The organism is Marinobacter sp. R17 (assembly GCF_003789045.1).
GTDB lineage: Bacteria > Pseudomonadota > Gammaproteobacteria > Pseudomonadales > Oleiphilaceae > Marinobacter_A > Marinobacter_A mangrovi.
Window position 1 is genome coordinate 59,541 of record NZ_RHGZ01000015.1, and the last position, 18,673, is coordinate 78,213.

The 18,673-nt window shown below is 62.3% G+C and carries 15 protein-coding genes; 6 read left to right on the forward strand and 9 right to left on the reverse strand.

Annotated elements, in window-relative coordinates:
* Positions 1-241 precede the first annotated feature (241 nt).
* From EB809_RS12095 to EB809_RS12105, 3 genes are all read left to right on the forward strand, one after another.
* Entirely contained in the window at positions 242-1,066 is an 825-nt protein-coding gene (locus EB809_RS12095; RefSeq protein WP_123635081.1) for an HAD-IIB family hydrolase, read from the forward strand.
* A gap of 219 nt (positions 1,067-1,285) precedes the next feature.
* The gene (locus tag EB809_RS12100; RefSeq protein ID WP_123635082.1) at positions 1,286-2,530 is read left to right on the forward strand and encodes a glycosyl transferase; all 1,245 of its coding nucleotides are present in this window, start codon (positions 1,286-1,288) and stop codon (positions 2,528-2,530) included.
* Between the two features lie 26 nt (positions 2,531-2,556).
* Positions 2,557-4,302, forward strand: coding sequence for an alpha-amylase family glycosyl hydrolase (locus EB809_RS12105; RefSeq protein ID WP_123635083.1), 1,746 nt, complete (start codon positions 2,557-2,559; stop codon positions 4,300-4,302).
* 414 nt (positions 4,303-4,716) lie between these two features.
* On the opposite strand, the gene EB809_RS12110 is transcribed toward EB809_RS12105, so the two are convergent.
* Together EB809_RS12110 and EB809_RS12115 are read right to left on the reverse strand one after the other, a co-directional pair.
* A complete protein-coding gene (locus EB809_RS12110; protein ID WP_223807936.1) occupies positions 4,717-5,712 on the reverse strand; it encodes a DUF6160 family protein in 996 nt (331 codons plus the stop codon).
* Positions 5,713-5,890: 178 nt separating this feature from the next.
* Positions 5,891-6,715: a substrate-binding periplasmic protein gene (locus EB809_RS12115; RefSeq protein WP_123635085.1), complete on the reverse strand. Its 825-nt coding sequence runs from the start codon at positions 6,713-6,715 to the stop codon at positions 5,891-5,893.
* Positions 6,716-6,912: 197 nt separating this feature from the next.
* On the opposite strand from EB809_RS12115, the gene EB809_RS12120 reads away from it, so the two are divergent.
* Positions 6,913-7,359, forward strand: coding sequence for a DUF4864 domain-containing protein (locus EB809_RS12120; RefSeq protein ID WP_223807937.1), 447 nt, complete (start codon positions 6,913-6,915; stop codon positions 7,357-7,359).
* Between the two features lie 29 nt (positions 7,360-7,388).
* Here the strand turns inward: EB809_RS12120 and EB809_RS12125 are convergent, their stop codons facing one another.
* Positions 7,389-8,066, reverse strand: coding sequence for a GntR family transcriptional regulator (locus EB809_RS12125; RefSeq protein WP_123635086.1), 678 nt, complete (start codon positions 8,064-8,066; stop codon positions 7,389-7,391).
* A 303-nt stretch (positions 8,067-8,369) separates the two neighbouring features.
* On the opposite strand from EB809_RS12125, the gene EB809_RS12130 reads away from it, so the two are divergent.
* Entirely contained in the window at positions 8,370-9,506 is a 1,137-nt protein-coding gene (locus tag EB809_RS12130) for an alkane 1-monooxygenase (RefSeq protein WP_123635087.1), read from the forward strand.
* Positions 9,507-9,776: 270 nt separating this feature from the next.
* Here EB809_RS12130 and EB809_RS12135 read toward each other — a convergent pair whose 3' ends face one another.
* Positions 9,777-11,576, reverse strand: coding sequence for a monovalent cation:proton antiporter-2 (CPA2) family protein (locus tag EB809_RS12135; RefSeq protein WP_123635088.1), 1,800 nt, complete (start codon positions 11,574-11,576; stop codon positions 9,777-9,779).
* Between the two features lie 248 nt (positions 11,577-11,824).
* Here EB809_RS12135 and gloA point away from each other — a divergent pair, with 248 nt between their 5' ends.
* Entirely contained in the window at positions 11,825-12,382 is a 558-nt protein-coding gene (gene gloA / locus EB809_RS12140) for a lactoylglutathione lyase (RefSeq protein WP_123635089.1), read from the forward strand.
* 259 nt (positions 12,383-12,641) lie between these two features.
* Here gloA and EB809_RS12145 read toward each other — a convergent pair whose 3' ends face one another.
* From EB809_RS12145 to atzF, 5 genes are all read right to left on the reverse strand, one after another.
* Positions 12,642-13,565 carry a DMT family transporter gene (locus EB809_RS12145; RefSeq protein ID WP_123635090.1) on the reverse strand — a complete coding sequence of 308 codons (924 nt, stop codon included), beginning with the start codon at positions 13,563-13,565 and terminating at the stop codon, positions 12,642-12,644.
* A gap of 252 nt (positions 13,566-13,817) precedes the next feature.
* Complete coding sequence (locus EB809_RS12150; RefSeq protein ID WP_123635091.1) at positions 13,818-14,105, reverse strand: ComEA family DNA-binding protein; 288 nt, start codon at positions 14,103-14,105, stop codon at positions 13,818-13,820.
* 506 nt (positions 14,106-14,611) lie between these two features.
* Positions 14,612-15,643, reverse strand: a complete 1,032-nt coding sequence (locus tag EB809_RS12155) for a 2-dehydropantoate 2-reductase (protein ID WP_123635092.1) — start codon at positions 15,641-15,643, stop codon at positions 14,612-14,614.
* An 81-nt stretch (positions 15,644-15,724) separates the two neighbouring features.
* Positions 15,725-16,453 (reverse strand): GntR family transcriptional regulator, encoded by a 729-nt coding sequence (locus EB809_RS12160; RefSeq protein ID WP_123635093.1) that lies wholly within the window; start codon positions 16,451-16,453, stop codon positions 15,725-15,727.
* A gap of 7 nt (positions 16,454-16,460) precedes the next feature.
* A complete protein-coding gene (gene atzF, locus EB809_RS12165; RefSeq protein ID WP_123635094.1) occupies positions 16,461-18,296 on the reverse strand; it encodes an allophanate hydrolase in 1,836 nt (611 codons plus the stop codon).
* Positions 18,297-18,673 lie beyond the last annotated feature (377 nt).

Here is an 18,673-nt window from a genome sequence, read left to right on the forward strand (position 1 = left end):
ACGACCGGCGTGCGCCATCACGAAACCCCGGCCGGTGCGGATCCGCCGATGGCGCCTGAGCCGGTATGGCGCTGACAATCAGCAGGTTACAAAACTGTCAGGCGCACCAGGCCGGCTTCTGGCGTCCCCCTTGCATAGGTCGCTTCGGGGCGGTGGGGAACCACCGTGGGAAACACCGATCATCAATGGATGAGATCACGTCCCGGCACCACGGCTCGGGGCGTTTATGAGGAGAAAGGCCATGTCACGGCTGGTTATCTTTACCGACCTCGACGGCACCCTGCTGGATCACCATACCTATACCGCAGAGCCGGCGCGTCCGGCCTGGGAAGCGGCCGAGGCGGCCGGTGTTCCCTGCGTCTTCAACACCAGCAAGACCCGGGCGGAAGTCGAACAGCTGCAGGAAAAACTGGGCCTGCACGAACCCTTTATTGTCGAGAACGGCGCGGCCGTCTGGTTCCCGGGGGACACGGAGTTGCCGCTGCCGCCCGACGCCCGGCCCACCGATGGCCTGTACTGCAAATTGTTGTCGATTCCCCGTACGGAAATTCTCGAGATCCTGGCGCCGCTGCGCCACCGCTTCCGGTTCCGCGGCCTGTCCGATATGGGTGTCAACGAGCTGATGGAGCGCACAGGGCTGGAGCGCCAGCAGGCCATCCTGGCGTCGCAGCGGGAGTTCAGCGAGCCGCTGGTGTGGATGGATACCGAAGATGCACTAAAAGAGTGCGTCGAGGCGCTGGACGCGCTCAATCTGCGCCTGGTGCGCGGCGGCCGTTTCCATCATGTGATTGGTGCCTGCGATAAAGGGCAGGCCATGAGTTGGCTGCTGGCGGTCTACCAGAATGCCTTCGGAGACGCCATAACCTCCATGGCGCTGGGGGATAGCGAGAATGATGTGGACATGCTGTCGGCCTCGGACATCCCGTTTCTGGTGCGCTCCCCGGTGCATGCACCACCAGAGATCCCGGATCGGCCCGAAGTGTGCATTACCTCTCACTGTGGCCCCGAAGGCTGGGCGGAAGCGGTGACTTCCGTACTGGAGCAGGAGGGCATTGGGAGCCTCTGATTCCCTCCTGAGCCGCCTCTGTAAATCCCGGAGGGCGCGCCCTGAAGGCCGCATCTGCGGCGTTGCAGCTCTTGCCAAGGGCTAGGGCCATTGGCGGCGAACTGCGCCTTGCAGCTACAGCCTTCAAAACGCGCAGAGGCAACTCACGAGAAAACCAGAGGCTCCAAACAGCGCCGGAAAAAAACATCAAGTAAGGCGCTCGACAAAGAGGATAAGGCTATGGGTGATTTCTACCAGAACGGCATTGTGACCACGCTGCACAACCTGTCACGTCGCCCACTGGAGGATCTGGAAGCGGAGTTGGTGAAGTTCTCGAAGGTGCGGCCGATGGCGCTGATCCTTCCGTGCCTCTACTCGGAACTGGAAACCGAGGCCATGCCCCGGATCCTCGAACACCTCAAGCAGGTGCCGTATCTGAGCGAGATCGTGATTGGCCTGGACCGGGCTAATGAAGCGCAGTACCACCACGCGCTGGAATTCTTCTCGGCCCTGCCACAGCGCCACAGGGTCCTTTGGAATGACGGCCCAAGACTGCGCCAGATCGACAAGGAGCTCAAAGGCGAGGAGCTGGCACCCAACGAACCGGGCAAGGGGCGCAACGTCTGGTTCTGCATGGGGTATGTGCTTGCGTCCGGTCGCGCGGAATCCATTGCGCTGCACGACTGCGACATCGTCACCTACGACCGGGAACTGCTGGCACGCCTGATCTACCCGGTCGCCAACCCCAACTTCAACTACGAATTCTGCAAGGGCTTCTACGCCCGGGTGGCCGAGGGCAAACTCAACGGCCGGGTCAGCCGGCTGCTGGTGACACCGCTGCTGCGGGCCCTCAAGAAGGTACTCGGTAATCTCGACTACCTGGATTACCTGGACAGCTACCGGTATCCGCTGTCCGGCGAGTTTTCCTTCCGCAAGGACGTCATGACCGATATCCGCATCCCCAGCGACTGGGGTCTGGAAATCGGGGTGCTCAGCGAGATGAAACGCAACTACAGCACCAACCGGCTGTGCCAGGTGGACATCGCCGATTGTTACGACCACAAGCACCAGAACCTGTCGCCGGAAGACGATAGCGGTGGCCTGTCCAAGATGTCCATCGACATCTCCAAGGCGATCTTCCGTAAGCTGGCCACCAACGGCATCGTGTTCAACCAGGAGTCGTTCCGGACCATCAAGGCGACCTATTTCCGCATCGCCCTGGATTTCGTGGAAACCTACCGCAACGACGCTGAGATCAACGGCCTCAAGTTCGACGTGCACCAGGAAGAACAGGCGGTGGAGCTGTTCGCCCGCAACATCATGAAAGCCGGCGTGTACTTCCTGGAAAACCCGATGGAAGCCCCGTTTATCTCCTGCTGGAACCGGGTGGCCAGCGCCTTCCCGGGTGTGATGGACCAACTGCACGATGCCGTCGAGAAAGATCTGGAGGAACACATTCCCAAGAGCAACGCTCGACGGTCCTGAGGATGAATGAGCAGAAGGACTCACCCATGAACGACCCAGAGGCCCTACCTTCGCTGGCGCAGCGTGTTCAGGCCCACTTGCAGTGTCTGTATCCGGCGGAGGATATCGACGCCCTGGCGACCCGCTGTATCGAGGTGTTCGGCGTGGCACCGGACGCCCCGACGCCCGGTCCCCATCGCAACAACTGGGGGCCCGGCACGGCGATGCTGATCACCTACGGGGATTCGGTGCGCCGGGACGGGGAAGCGCCGCTGCAGACCCTGACGCAATTCTGCCGGGCCCATTTCGCCGGCATGATCTCGACCGTCCACGTGCTGCCGTTCTTTCCGTACAGCTCGGACGATGGCTTCGCGGTGATGGACTACACCACGGTGAATCCGTCGCTGGGGCAGTGGGAGGATCTCACCGAGCTGTCCCGCAGCTTTCAGGTGATGACGGATCTGGTGATCAACCACTGCTCCAGCCGCAGCCTCTGGTTCGAGAACTACAAGGCCGGCCGGGATCCCGGGAAGCGCTACTTTGTTGAAGTGTCGCCGGACGAGGACCTGTCGGACGTGGTCCGGCCCCGAACCTCGCCGCTTTTGCGGGCGGTGGAAACGGTCGGCGGTGAAGGGCACGTGTGGTGCACGTTCAGCCACGACCAGGTGGATTTGGATTTTGCCAACCCGGATGTGCTGCTGGAATTCCTCGGCATCATCAAGCTCTACATGGACCGCGGCATGCGCTGGTTCCGACTGGATGCGGTGGCCTTCCTGTGGAAAACCATCGGCACCCCGTGCATCAACCTGCCGGAGACCCACGAGGTCATCCGACTGATCCGCCTGCTGGTGGAACACCGGGATCCGGACGCGGTGATCATCACCGAGACCAACATCCCCAACCAGGAGAACCTGACCTACTTCGGCAACGCCAACGAAGCCCACATGATCTATAACTTCTCGCTGCCGCCGCTGCTGCTGCACGCCATGCTCAGCGGGAACGCCCAGCACCTCAAGCACTGGCTGATGACCATGCCGCCGGCGCAGCAGGGCACCGCCTACCTCAATTTCATCGCCTCCCACGACGGCATCGGCCTGCGCCCGGTGGAAGGGCTGCTGACCGATGAAGAGCGGGACCGGATGATCGACACCCTGGTCCAGTCCGGTGCCCGCATCACCGCGCGGACGGGGGCCTCCGGCGAAGTGCGGCCCTATGAAATCAACATCAGCCTGTGGAACGCCATGGCCCGGACCGAAACGTCTGGCGAGAACGACGGCCTGCAGTTCGCCCGCTTTATCTGCGCCCACGCCATCATGATGGCGCTGGAGGGCATGCCCGCGTTCTACATCCACAGCCTGCTGGCCACCGAGAACGACGAGGCCCGGGTGGAACACACCAGCCAGAACCGCTCCATCAACCGCCACGTGTGGGATGCGGACGAGCTGGACAAGCTGTTGGAAAGCGACACGCACCACCGGGACGTGTTCAAGGCCCTGCGCCGCCTGCTGGCCATCCGCACCCGGCAAGGCGCGTTTCACCCCAACGCCACCCAGTACACCCTGCACCTGGGCGATGGGCTGTTCGCCTTCTGGCGGCAGAGCATCGACCGCCGGCAGAGCATATTCGCCATCCATAACATCAGCGGGCAGGCGCAGGTATTCAATCTATCGGAACTGAACCTGATCGTGACGGATCAGTGGAAGGATCTGGTGAGCGGGGAGTCGTTCGAGGACCGCATGAAGCCGGTGACATTGGAGCCGTATCAGTTTATCTGGTTGAGTAATCGGGATTGAGGCGGGGTTTTCAAGAGATCCCTGAATAATGTAGCCGACGCTTCAGCTTCGGAGCAGGCCCGCGGCCTGCCGGGATCAACGATCAACCCGGGGCACCTTCGGCGCCTCAGGGCGTAGGTTGGGCTGACGCAGGAAGCCCAACAAACCCGGCTTATGGCCAATCTCATCCAATCCAGTGGCCGCCAAGTCGGTTTTAGAAAACCCAGGCTACAAACATTCTCGCCTTAACGGCAAAGTCCGATGTCCGATCATTGTTGGGCTTCCTGCGTCAGCCCAACCTACGTGTTCCGCTGAAAATGTAGCAGATGCTTTACCTTCTGAGGCGCCGCAGGTGCCCCAGACGAAGCACGGCAGGCCTCAGGCCTGCTCCGAAGCTGAAGCGTCGGCTACATTTCATGGAGTCGATACGGGGTCTCAGTGCCCATAAACCATCATATTCGTATTGCTGATCACAAAATCCTCAAACTGCACGGTGCCGATACTGGTGCCGCCCACCTTGAACACGGGCATGTCGATGTCGGCGCGGAACTCCACGTCGTGGATCGATAGCCCTTCGTGACCGCTGCTGCCACTGGTGCCCTGGGACAGCTTGGCGGTGGCGCTGGCCATGCCGAAATGCCCGGCCGTATCCTCACCCCAGCGGTTGTGAATCTGCAGGCCCTCGATGCCCACGCCGGCAAAGTTGAACAACAGGATGACGTCGCCCACATCCCAGTCCAGGGAGCCGTCGGTGATCTCGAAGTGGGTGTCCAGCTGCAGCTCCGAATCCGACACCGTATCGCCGTTGGCCAGCGTGTGGGTCGCATCGCCGGCATTGCGGATGACGATGTCCGTCGGCCCGAGATAGCCTTCCAGATGAATGTTGGAGAACAGCGTCGTGCTGTCCACCGGGCCTTCGGCTTTCACCGAGCCGATGTCCAGGGCGAAGTCCACCGAGTGCAGGTAATCGGCCAGGGAGGTCGGGTCGCCGCTGTCGACCGGGCCCAGGTGAATCACCGCATCGCCCGAATTGAACTGCTTGCCGAAGCTGCCGCCAACGGCGTACTTGGCGAGGGCGTCGGCTACATCCGGGTTGCTGGTGTCCAGTTGGCCCGCATTGGCGCGCCGTGCGATTTCCGAGAAACCGTGTTCCAGCACTTCGCCGTCGCCGGCCACATCCACGGTCAGCTTCATGTTGTCCATGGCGGAGCCGTCCATATCGGACAGCGACAGGTCGTAGATGCTCAGGGCGCCTTCGTCGATGTAGGAAAATCGATCCAGGTCGATGCGGGTGGCCAGTTCGATGGTCACCCCCGACTGGCCGGTCACCTGGCTCATGCTTTTGTCGTCGAGTGCTTCGATGTCAGCCAACGTGTAGGGCGAGATGACGAACAGGGGCAAGCACAGGGCTGTACGCTGCAGTCCGGTCATGATTCTTTCCTTGTCGCGGCGTCTTGTGCGCCACGTTTTTATCGTTGTTGTCCGCGCCGTTCAGGCCGACGACGCGAAGGTTCCGTGTTGTTGTCTGCATTTGCGCCGGACTGCGGGCTCAGGGCAAATGACACAGAGTTACATTAAAGGGCAGGGTGTGTCGGGTCTGTGACCGGATTCACGTCCCGGGCACGGTTTGAGGATCGATGGGCACATAGCGGCTGATGATGCCGTCCAGCTCGCCGGATTGCCGCAGATCGAGCAGTGTCTGGTTGAAGGCCTCGACCAGGGGCGCCCATTGTGGGGCAAACATCAGGCGGTAGTCCGTGACGTCCAGTTTTACCGGTTCGATGTGGAAGGCATTTTCCCAACCATGCTGGCGGATCAGCCACTGGCCGGCGCGGGCGTTGGCAATGCCGCCGTCGAAATGGGCACCGGCGTTGAGTCGCTGCAGCATCTCCAGTGTATTCGGCACATCGACGCGCCGAATGTCGCCCGCCTCGAACAGCGGTTTCAGGGCCGGGTGGTGGTAGCCCAGGTTCGCCAACAGGGTACGGCCTTTGAGGTCGTTGATCGTGTGGGCATCGATGGGCGCGTTGCGGGCACTGAAGATGACATCGTGGGCTTTCACGACGCCATCGGTAAACGCAAACCGGTCGGGATCCGGCGTCCATTCAATGGCTCGCATGGTGGCATCGAGGCGACCGGTTAACAGGAAGTGGTTGACCCGCTTCGTCGGAATCTGGCGGGTTTCCAGGGTCAGGTTCTGGCGTTTGGCCAGCACCTGCATCACGTCCCACATGATGCCCGAGACCCGGCCGTCTGCATCAATGATGGTGTAAGGCGGGTAGCCGCCCGGCGCAATGTTGAAGCGAATGACTGGCGGCAGTCCGTGCGCATGCTCTGCCGGGTCCATGGCCTGAACGACGTTGATCCCGAGCATCCAGAAGCCGATGACAAGCAGGAAGAGCCGGATCTTGATTCGGTGACGACTGCCGTGCATTAAAGCCCACTTGTTGCCGGTTTAAGGGAGCCAGGAGTTTTGCATAGTGCCAACCGGGCCACAGGTCTAATATAGCTAACAGGGGAGGACGTAAGAGGCCCAGACGACAAAAGATTGCAAAATCTGATTCCACGGCCGTCGGCCACAGGGCATCCGGCCAGGGCCTGGGCGCGTATCAACCGCCAGGAGGAATCGCCATGAGCCTGAGATTATTTGCCGGCCATTGTCCCGGGCGCGCTGCCTGGCTGGTCATCCTGATGGTCCTCATCACGGCCCCGGTCGCCTTACAGGCCGACGACACCGCCGCGCGTGAAGCCGTTGAGCGGGTCATCCGGGCCCAACTGAAGGCGTTCTCCCGGGACGATGACGAAAAGGCCTTCAGCTTTGCCTCGCCGGCCATCCAACGAGGGTTCGAGAGCCCACAGGCCTTCGGTGATATGGTTCGTGAGCGCTATCCGGCGGTGTACAGCGCCAAGACAGTGAGGTTCCGCGAGCAGGTGCCGCACGAGGGTTTTGTCGTGCAGCGGGTCCAGTTGCGAGGCCCCAACGGCCTTTACTGGGACGCCTACTACCGAATGGAACGTCAGGACGGCGGGTGGTGCATTGGCGGTGTCGTGCTGGAGCAAGTGGCCGGAGGCATCTGAGGGGTAAACGCGCCTTTTTTAGTGGCGACCTACGTGGTTGCCGGCGTGTCTTGCTCCAGGGCCTGGCGAATCAACGTTTTCTGGTGTTCGGCAAACTGGACGATCTGTTCTTCCGCGGCATCGGTGTTCCGCGCCAGAACCGCCTGGGTGAGCCGGGCGAAGAACGCGGCCGTACGATCCAGATCCTGGCGGTAGCGGTCGGCACAGAAATAGTAGGTGCGGCTGACCGCCGGTTTGAAGTTGGCCAGAGCCTCGGTCAAATAAGGGTTGCGAACCACCGCGCAACAGGCATCCATCACATCAAAACTCGCCTGGACCACCGCCAGGATGTTCGGCGGCTTGGCGTATAGCCGCGTCGTTGCCTGCTTGATGGCGGCCAGCAAACCATCCCGATCCCCTTCTTCCCAGCGTTCGCAGAGCCGCCGGGCCAGCATGATCAGTAAATGCATATACACGTCATAGAGTTCGGCGGCGTGGCTGGCGTCCAGTACCGTCGCTGACGCGCCCTTGCGCGGCGTGATGTCCACCAGATGCCAGCGTTCCAGGGTATACAGCGCTTCCTTGACCGATGCCCGGCTGACGGCCAGGTCACTGGCGATGGTGGCTTCCTGGATGCGTTCGCCCGGCTGGATGTCGCCGGTCATCAGGCGTTCGGCCAGGTAGTTGGCGATCTGCTCGGCCAGCGTGTTGGGGGCCTGGAAATCCATAGACGTTGTGTTGCCCTTGAAGAGAGAACGGCCGTCCCGGCAGGGGCGGAAGTCACCATCCTACCGTGCAGCGGGGCCAAAAGGCAGGCCCCTCGGGCCATGTGGCTTTGATCGATCATATTTTGCCCGCTTCGTTTGACTATTGCTATATTGTCAGACAATATAGCAATCAAGGTTGAGCGACGATCTCCCATCACCGAATAACAGTGAGCGTCGCTGGCCAACGGATTCCAACAACAAACCCGTCACCACACGGAAAGGGATCGCTCACGACAAAGCGGCCCCGACAAGCGAGGTAAAGACGTGAGTACACAACAAGCCACCCTGGAACAGTCACCCACCCGCCGGCGGCTCCTGTTGCGCCTGAAGAAATACAGCTTCGTGATTGCGCTGTTGCCCCTGGCGTTGCCTCTCCTGCTGCTGAGCGCGGGCGAAGCCACCGGCTGGATCAACCTGTTCGCCTGGGGCGTGCCGGTGGTCGTCTTCGGCATTATTCCGCTGCTGGACTTCATGCTGGGGCAGGATGCCCTGAATCCCGACGAGCAGGCCGATGTCCCGCACATGAACAGCGAGGCGTTCTACCGTTTCCTCACCCTGGGCTGGGTGGTCGCGTTCGCCGCCATACTGGTCTGGGGCATGCAGGTGCTGGCCAGCGGCGTGTTTTCACCGGTTGGGATGATCGGTTGGACCGTTTCGATCGGCATTGTCGGCGGGCTGGGCATTAACGTGGCCCACGAGCTGATTCACAAGGACGCCCGGCTGGAGACCTGGGCCGGCGGGCTGCTGCTGTCCCTGGTGAGCTACGCCGGCTTCAAGGTGGAGCACCTGCGCGGGCATCACGTGCACGTGTCCACCCCTGAAGACGCGTCCTCGTCACGCTACAACCAGTCGCTCTACCAGTTCCTGCCGCAGGCCTATGGCCGCAACTTCATGAACGCCTGGCGGCTGGAGGCGAAGCGCCTTGAGCGCAAGGGGCATTCGCCGTTCAGCTGGCGCAACGAACTGATCTGGTGGTACGGCATCACGCTGCTGACGCTGGTGGGTTTCACGGTGGCGTTCGGCTGGCTGGGCGCGGCCTTCTTTATCGGGCAGAGCTTCATTGCCTTCACCCTGCTGGAAATCGTCAACTACCTGGAGCATTACGGTCTGCACCGCCGCAAGCTGGAGAACGGTCGCTACGAGCGCACCACGCCGGCCCACAGCTGGAATTCCAACTATTTCCTGACCAACGTGTTCCTGTTCCATCTGCAGCGCCACAGTGATCACCACGCCTATGCCAAGCGCCGCTACCAGGTGCTGCGCCATCACGATGTCGCGCCTCAGCTGCCGGCGGGCTATGCCGCCATGGTGGTGCTGGCGCTGGTGCCCCCGTTGTGGATGCGGATCATGAATCCGCGGGTGGAGGCCTACTACGAGGGCGAGGAGCATCAGTTGGCTTGAGCCGAGAGGGGCCGGTAGGTTGGGCTGACGCAGGAAGCCCAACATCTCAAGCCTGCAGCTAACGCCTGGTTGACGTGATTCGATGCGGTATCCAGCTTTTGTATTCTTTCCAGAACACCGGGTTATGATGATTTTGTCCGGCAAGGTTCATGTTGGGCTTCCTGCGTCAGCCCAACCTACGTGGCCGCCCCATGGGCGGCTCCGAAGGCGCCCGACTTTTATCCGGAAAACCCCGGCGTCGCCTTTTAATTCAAGCCCGGTTGCAATCGTTCAACCATCCTTCTTCTCATCCTCGTCCTGATCTTCCTCGAACAGCCGCTGCAATTCCTCGGCGGCATCCCGGGACGACTGCAGGATCTTGGCGGCATCGTGATGCAGGCCTTTCTCGTGCTGGCGGACCAGGTTGCGTTGGTCGGTGTCGCGGAACAGGCGCACGTACTCCTGGGCCTCTTCACGCTCACGCCCCAGGCTGACCAGCATCTCCTCCGCCATCAGCAGGGCCGAGTGGTAGGTTTCCCGCACCAGCCAGCGCACCCCGGCATCCATCAACAGATGGGCATGGCGACGGTTGCGGGCCCGGGCAAGGATGCGGACGTCCGGAAAATACTGGCGGACCAATCGCACGGCGCGCAGCGAGGCATCAATGTCATCGATGGCGAGAATGAACACGCTGGCTTCGCCCACACGCGCGGCGCGCAGGACGTCCAGTTGGGACGCGTCGCCATAGTGGACCTTGTTGCCAAACCGGCGCACGACGTCGACCTGGTCCGGATTGATGTCCAGGGCGGTGAACGGGATTTTCAGGGACCGGAGCAGACGGCCGCTGATCTGGCCGAAACGCCCGAAGCCGGCAATCACCGCACCGGTTTTTTCATCCTCAATGGTGTCGAACGGCGGTCGGGTGTCGCTGGCAAAGCGTTTGACCAGCGCCTCGAACACAAACAGCGCCAGCGGCGTCAGCACCATGGAAATCGTCACCACGGCGATCAGCTGTTCGTGGAGCTGCCGATCGATCAACTGCAGCTGCGTCGCCAGCGAGAAAATCACGAAGCCAAATTCACCGCCCTGACTCAGCAGCAGGCCCAGCCGCATGGCGCTGATGCCATTCAGCTTACCGCCCCAGCGACCGATCGCCGCGATCAGGATGGCTTTGATCAGCATCAGCAGAGCCGCGCCGGCAATCAGTTTGAGCGGTTCGGCCAGCACCGCACCCAGGTTCAGCGTCATGCCGACGGAGATAAAGAACAGCCCCAGCAGCAGCCCTTTGAACGGCTCGATGTCCGCTTCCAGCTGGTGGCGGAATTCCGAGTCCGCGAGCAGCACGCCGGCGACGAAAGCGCCGAGCGCCATGGACAGGCCCACCGACTCCATCAGAAACGCCGTGCCGGTCACCAGCAGCAGCGCTGCGGCGATGGAAATCTCCCGCACCCGGGTGGCATGAATAAAGCGCAGCGCGTGGCGCAGCAGGTAGCGGCCGGCGATCACGATGGCGCCGAAGATCAGGGCCGCGCGGCCGACGCCGTAGGCGATCTCCTGCCAACTGGCGGCTTCGTCCGCACCGCCGGAGGCGAGGAACGGGATGAACGCCAGCATCGGCACCGCCGCCATATCCTGGAACAGCAGGATGGTGAACGACAGGCGGCCGTGGCCGGTGGCCAGCTCCTTTTTCTCCGCCAGCAACTGCAGGACGAACGCGGTGGAAGACAACGCCAGGCCACAACCGAGCACCACCGCCAGGGTGAGCGGATACCCGGCCAGCATGATCAGCCCGCCGATGCCGACAATGCCGCTGACTACCTGTATCGTGCCCAGTCCGAAGATGGGTTTGCGCAGGGCTTTCAGGCGCGAGAACTGCAGCTCGAGCCCGATCACGAACATCAACAGCACGACCCCGAATTCGGAGATGTGCAGCATGTTGTCCACATCGCCCACCACACCGAGTCCGTGGGGGCCGATCAGTACACCGGCCGCGATATAGCCCAGCAGGGCGCCCAGGCCGGCGCGTTTGAACAAGGGTACGGCGACCACCGCCACGAGGAAGAGAACAACAAGTTGGCCAAGAGGGTTCATGGGTTTCCTTACTGCCGGCAAACCGGAATGGCGGGTATCAGGAGGCACTACGGCTTGAAAGTTTAGCCGACGCGCCCCATGGTTAATGTAGTGGTAAACCGCCTTGTTGTGTATCAGGGCGCCCCGGAATACAACGCGCACGCAAGACGCCGACTGACGGCGTCGTCCAATTTTAATCCTCGAAACGTATAACGAAGTCTTGCTTTGAAAGCGAGTTCGTTCTCATGCGTCACTACAGGAGCCATGACATGACCCCCCATTTTGAGGAAGCCCCCGGTCTTTCCACCGAAATTGATCCGGCGACCGACGGCTATGTGTTCAACCAGACCATGATGCGCATCAAGGATCCTGAGCGCAGTCTGGATTTCTACACGCGCGTGCTGGGCATGCGCCTGATCCGCAAGCTCGATTTCCCCGAAATGCAGTTCACCCTGTACTTCCTCGGCTATCTGGATGACCGGCAGGCGACCACCGTGCCGCAGGGCGATGGCCATCGCACCACCTACATTTTCGCCCGCGAAGCCATGCTCGAGCTGACCCACAATTGGGGCACCGAGGACAAAGAGGATTTTGAATACCACAACGGCAACGACGAGCCCCAGGGCTTCGGCCACATCGGCATCGCCGTGCCGGACGTCTACCAGGCCGCCGAGCGCTTTGAATCACTGGGCGTACCGTTCCAGAAACGTCCGGACGACGGCAAGATGAAAGGCTTGGCCTTCATCCGCGATCCGGACGGTTACTGGATCGAGATCCTGCAGCCGAACATGCTGGAGCGTCAACGCAAGGAAGCGCAAGAGGGCTGAGGCCCGAATCACAAGAAAGGCCGGGCATGTCCCGGCCTTTTTTGTGGGTTATCGGAAGGGAAAGCGTTCACCCCGGATTATCGTGGGTAGGTTGGGCTGACGCAGGAAGCCCAACATTCGAGGCTTGCGACCGCCTCCAGGCAGAATCGATTTGACTCGGTACGCCGCTTTACGCTCGTTCTGGACTCCCAGGATCGACGATGTTGTTCGGCATATTTTGTGTTGGGCTTCCTGCGTCAGCCCAACCTACCGAGGCCGGTCACTCGTCCCGAGCCGGCGCTCCATTTCTCGACGCCACCAACACCGACACCGTCAGCACCACCGCCCCGATGATCCCAAGGGTGCCCAGCGACTCTCCAAGGATCATCCACGCCAACAGCGCCGCAAACAGCGGCTCCAGCGTCACGATGATGCTGGAGGTGGTCGCCGGTGTGGTCTCCATGCCCCGGAAGAAGCAGACATAGCCCACGCAGGTCGGCACGATGCCGATGTAGGCAATCAGCAGCCAGTCGACTCCATCCAGGGCGCCCAGTCCGTCGAGGCTGCCGGTCAGGTACGCGATGGGCGCCAGCACGATGGCGCCGGTCGTAAAGCAGATAAAGGCCGTCCCGAACACCGATCCGCTGCCGGACACATGCCGGCTGGTCAGGGTGAACGCGGCATAGACCGCCGCCGCCAGGACGGCAATCATCACCCCGCCCAGACGGGTGGCGTCAGGGTTGCTGATATCCCCGGAGACCAGCATCAGGGTGCCGACAATCGCGCTGATCAGCGCCAGAACGGTGGTCAGTGTGGGACGCTCGCCCAATAGCGGTGCCGCCGCTATGGCGACAAGAACCGGCGCCAAGCAGAGCGTGATCAGGGTGGCGATACCCGCCCCGGTCAGGTCGACGGCCCACAGGTAAGCCCCCTGATAGCCCGCCTGCAAAAAGCCCAGCCCCACCAGTCCGATGAACAGACCCCGGCTAAGACGGAACCCGCCGGGCTTGCGCGTGTGCCACATCAGTACACCAAAAAACGGGCAGGCCACGCACAGGCGCAGGAAAGCCAGGGCCAGCGGCTCCAACTCACTTCGGGTAAACAGGGTTTTGGCGGCAATGCTGGTGGTCGCCCAGAGCGCGGCCGCGATGGCGATCAGGATGGCACCGCGCACGGCGGCATTCTTCGAGGATAAAACGGTCATGACTCAAATCTCGTCCGGTTCAGAAAGAAAAGGTAAAGAGACAACAACCGGACAGGCGGGTGCGGCGCTTTACGTTCTGTTAAAGAGCGAGTCGCTGCGTGATCCAGTCCATACCCGGTTCAGGACCGGACAGGCGGTGGTGTGCGTTTTCCGAAAAGGTGGGTCAGTTTCATCATGCCGCGAGATTAGCGGGAATCGGCGGGTGTGGCAACCTGCGGGGGCCGGCTCCCGCAGGGTCAAGCCGGTTGCGGCTTACTGGACGGTGATGTGGCTGCGGTTGCTGTCCAGTGTGGCGGCGCCAATACCGTCCACCTTGTCCAGGTCGGCGACGGTCTTGAACGGGCCGTTGGCCTTGCGGTAATCGATGATGGCCTGGGCCTTCACTTCACCGATGCCATCCAGTTGCTCGGACAGGGTCTTGGCGTCGGCGGTGTTGATGTTAACGGTGGTGGCTGCCTTGTCCGTGGCGGCACTGTCGGCCATGGCGGCGCCGGAAAGCAGGGTAGCGAATACGAAAAAAGCTGAGATGAGGAATTTCATGAAGTCTCCATGGGTAGTTGCAGTTTGTTGTTCAGCGAAGAACGCACAGCGTGCAAACCGGCCAGGATCGCAAAGCGCAGCCATCGTCGGTGCTCCGGCAGGGAGCTGACGAGGAGATGGTCAGGAAGTGAGTGTCGGTTAGAGAAAAAAGACAGCTGAGATGGAATCCGTGAGAAGTGTTAAGTCACGGATGCGGGCCCACAATCCTTGTGCACCCGTTCCGTGGCTTAAAAGCCCTGATCCGTTGGGCTGAAATATCCCTATAGCGCCTGATCCTTCAGGCTGAATCCGTCCCTGAGCGACCTGATCCTTCAGGTTGTCCTTTCCCTGTGTGCCTGTTCCGTCAGGCAGTAACTTCCTTGTGCTGCGTCCGTGCAGTTCTGCGTCCTTGCTGAAAACAAGCTTACTGGATCGCGGGATTTGGCAAATCGGACATTCACGCTCGCGCGTGTGCGAAATGGATTACACGCACGTAATCGTTTGGAAAGGTCGGTCGTCAGATTCCCTCAGGCCTTGCGTGACGCGGCGTTCAGGTTTGTCAGCAAGTCATCGCCGGACAGGTTTTTCAGGGTGCCCGCCTCGGCCTGGCGGACCAGATCCACCAGGCATTGATTCACCGGCGCAGGGCGCCCCAGACGCCGGGCCAGCTGGACCACTTCGCCATTGATCCAGTCCACCTCCGTGCGTCGTCCGGCCTGCAGGTCTTCCCACATGGACGAGCGCGCCAGCGGGTCGATTGAGAGCATCGCCTGGGCCAGCCGCTGGAACAGCCAGTCGGGCAGCGACATCACCATGGGAATCAGCGGCATGGGGACGGCGGCCAGTTTGACGGTGGGAATATTCGCCGCCCGCAGCAACGCCAGCGTTTCCCGCTGGGCCCGTGCCAGGCAGAGGCGGTAGGCCCGTTGTGAGAGTTCCGCCTTGAGCGGCAGACCCGACAGGGCATTGATCGGATTGTTGAGGTTGAGCAGCAGCTTCGACCACAGCACCGCCCGCATATCGGACTGCAGGCTCAGGGGCAGGCCCGCTCGGGCAAAGGCATCCTCCATGGTCGACGTGATGGCCGGATGCCGCGCCGCCATCAGTTCTCCTTCCGTACCGTGGTGGAAATGGCCCGGCGAGCGCTGCAGCACGTTAAAGGGCACCATGCCCGGCAGCACCACCTGCTCCGGCAGCAACGGCGCCAGCCGCTCGGCATTGGAAATCCCGTTCTGCAGGCTGATGACGACGGTACCAGGGGCCAGATACGGCGCCATGGCCTGGCCGGCTTCCTCGGTGGCGGCGGATTTGACGGTGAGCAGCACCAGATCAGCGCCGGCGACAGCTGCCGGATCGGTGGTGTAATGCTCGGGCGACAGCGTCAGGGTGCTGTCGACGCCCTGGTAGTCGCTGACGCGCAAGGGGTGCGTCTGGAACAGCGTGGCCAGCCGGTCGCGGCCGATCATCACCACATCGGCGCCCCCGGCCAGCAGGCGACCGCCCAGGTAGCAGCCAATGCTGCCGGCGCCGAAGATTGCGATGCGGGGAGTCTGGGCCATGAACGTCTTCCGGTTATTGTCGTGCCCGACAACATAGCCGGAATTGTCACCGTCGTCTGTAAACCGATTGACAGTTGCCGTTCAGTCCGGCTTTTTCGGGCGCTGCTGGGCCGCCGCCTCGCGAATCTTTTCCATGGTGATTTCCCGCACGGCGGCCTGGCTGGCCCGAATATGCGCGGTCAGTCTGGCGGCGGCTTCGGCCGGGTTGTTGTTGGCCAGGGCATCGAGGATCTCGGCGTGCTCTTCGTAGGTGGCGTCCACCCGGTCGCTGCGGGTGAAGTCGAGTCGGCGGATGACGCGCAGGCGCTCGGTGATTTCCTGGTGGATGCGGGTCATTTCCTGATTGCCGGCGGCCGCGACCAGGTCGCAGTGAAAATGTTCGTCCAGCGCCCGAACGGTGCTGCCGAAGGCCCGTTCCGATGGGTGGTCCGGTCGCCAGACCGCATTGAGCTGGCGCAGGACGGCCGGCGCTGTGGTCTGGCGGCATAGCTTGTGAACGGCCGCCCGCTCCAGGGTGATGCGCAGGTCGTAGAGTTCATCCACCTTGCGGGAATCCAGCGGCTGCACCTGCCAGCCGCTGCGGAACAGCACCTCCACGTAGCCTTCCCGCTGCAATCGGTAAAGGGCTTCGCGTACCGGCGTGCGACTGGCGGACAGCCGGGTCGCCACGTCCCCCTCACTGAACTTGTCGCCGGGAATCAGCCGGAATTCGAAGATGTCTTCCTTCAGTGCCTCATAGACCCGGTCCGCAACGCTGCCCCGTCGACGTGGTGGGTCATTGCCCGTTTCGGTTTCACGTGTCTTTGCCATAACGACCTCAGGCCGTGGTCTGTTTCAGGCTTTCGACATAGGCGCGCCAGCCCCCGAAATGGGTGACGTCCAGCGCTCCTTCGAAGCCATAGCCTTCGCAGACGAAGCCGTTGACCCAGGTGCCGTCCGCCAGTTCCACGTTGCCGATCCCCAGGGGCGGTGGCACCAGATCCACAAACGAGCCGAAGGCGGCCGCCGGCACGCGCCACACCTCCACGATAATGGCCGCACCGTCGTCGGCCGCCACCCGGCGCAGGCCGGGCTTGGCCGGTGTGGTGCCGGGCAGCGCATAAAGCCGGTAATTGGAGGTGGTGGTGGTTTCTGCGATGCACTCCGCCTCGCGCTCCAGCAACTGCCCGTTCAGGGGCATGCCGCTCAGGTGGGCGCCGACGACCGCCACATCGATGGTCGCTTCACCGTCGGCGGACGTTGGCAGCGTTTCTTTGGGGCGAGGCCGACCGGTGGCCCCCAGGGTTGTGGGATGGCTGTTCAGCCAGCGTATGGCGAGCTGCTGCAGGTCGCTGTCCCGCCAGGCGCCGCTGATCAGCGTCAGTCCGAAGGGCTGGCCGTCGGTACGGAAACCGGCGGGAATGGCCAGGGCGCTCATGTCCGCCAGGTTCACGAAGTTGGTGTAAGTGCCCAACAGGCTGTTCACGCCCACCGGATCGGTCGCGACTGCTTGCCGGGTGGGTGTGATCGGCGCGGTCGGCACCAACAAACCGTCCACATCGCTCAGCAGGTGATCGATGGCCTTGAGCAGCGCCTCTCGCCGGTAGATTGCATTGAAGGTATCGGTGGCCGAGAAGTGTTTTGCCTTCTCAATGATCCCGCGCACAACCGGGTTCATCCCATCCGCATGCTCTGCCATAAACGATTCAACCGCCGCATGACGCTCGGCCACCCACGGCCCTTCATAGAGCAGGGCAGCCAGCTCGAACAGAAGGGAGAAATCCATCGGCACCAGCGTGACGTCCAGCGCACTCCAGCGCCGCAGCAGGGTGTCCCAGGCTGCGGCGTTGCGGGCATCGCCGAACCAGTCGGGATCGGCGGGAACAGCCAGGCGACGGATCGGGCCGGGGTGTCGCAGGGCCGGCGTCGATGCAAACGCGGGCGGCGCGCTGCGGGAATAGGGATCGGCAGGCTCCTCGCCGCGGATCAGCTCGAACACCTCACCGGCATCGCCAATGGTCAACGCAAACACGGAGACGCAGTCCAGCGACCGGCAGGCGGGCACCACGCCTTCAATGCTGATGGCGCCTTTGGTGGGCTTGAGACCGACAATGTTGTTGAGCCCCGCGGGCACCCGGCCAGAGCCTGCGGTGTCGGTCCCCAGCGAAAACGGCACCAGCCCGCGGGCCACCACCGACGCGGAACCAGAGCTGGAGCCACCGCTGACAAACTCGGGATTGAAGCTGTTAGGCACCTCACCATAAGGCGAGCGGGTGCCCACCAGACCGGTGGCAAACTGGTCCAGATTGGTCTTACCCATAATGATCGCGCCGGCCGCACGCAACCGGCTCACGGCCGCGGCGTCCTTCTCCGGCGTGTAGGCGAAAGCGGGGCAGGCCGCGGTGGTGGGGAAGCCGGCCACATCGATGTTGTCCTTCACCGCGCAGGGGATGCCATACAGCGGCAGCCTTTTCCGATCGCCGCCCGCCCGCTCCAGGCGATGCGCCAGGTCTGCCAGCGCCGCCTGCAGCTGATCGTGGGTCAGTCGGCTGATCCAGGCCGGATCGTCGTCGGCGAGCTGGTCCAGCAGTCGGTGCAGCAAATCCGCCGGTGTCTTCTGGTGCTGGTAGGCCTCACGCCACTCGGCGAGCGTCCATCCTCGAAGGTCGGTCATGGGAACATCCTTTGTGGTCAGCGGAGAGGGAGGCGTGGCTCCCTTGTATACAAGAGCCTTTCGCAAGCCGCGTGCCATTCTGGAGCCATGCTCGGAAAGCCTTGAAAAACAAGCGGCTGGCGATTCGTTGCACGGGATGGTGCGCCGACGCATGCACTGCACGTGAGCAAGGAGTGATCACCGGCGCCATCACGGTGCGTGTCAAGGGGCTTAGGCGGCCGTATTCGAGATGATTCAGTAACCCTATACCGATATTGAAGTTTTCGGCCTGCAGCCCGGAGACCGGACTTTCGGTAGCGTTGCACTTAAATGGTGCGCAAATGGGCCGCCTGTCTTCAATCGGGGCGCCTGCAGCGTTGCGGGAGCAGGGGTTGTCT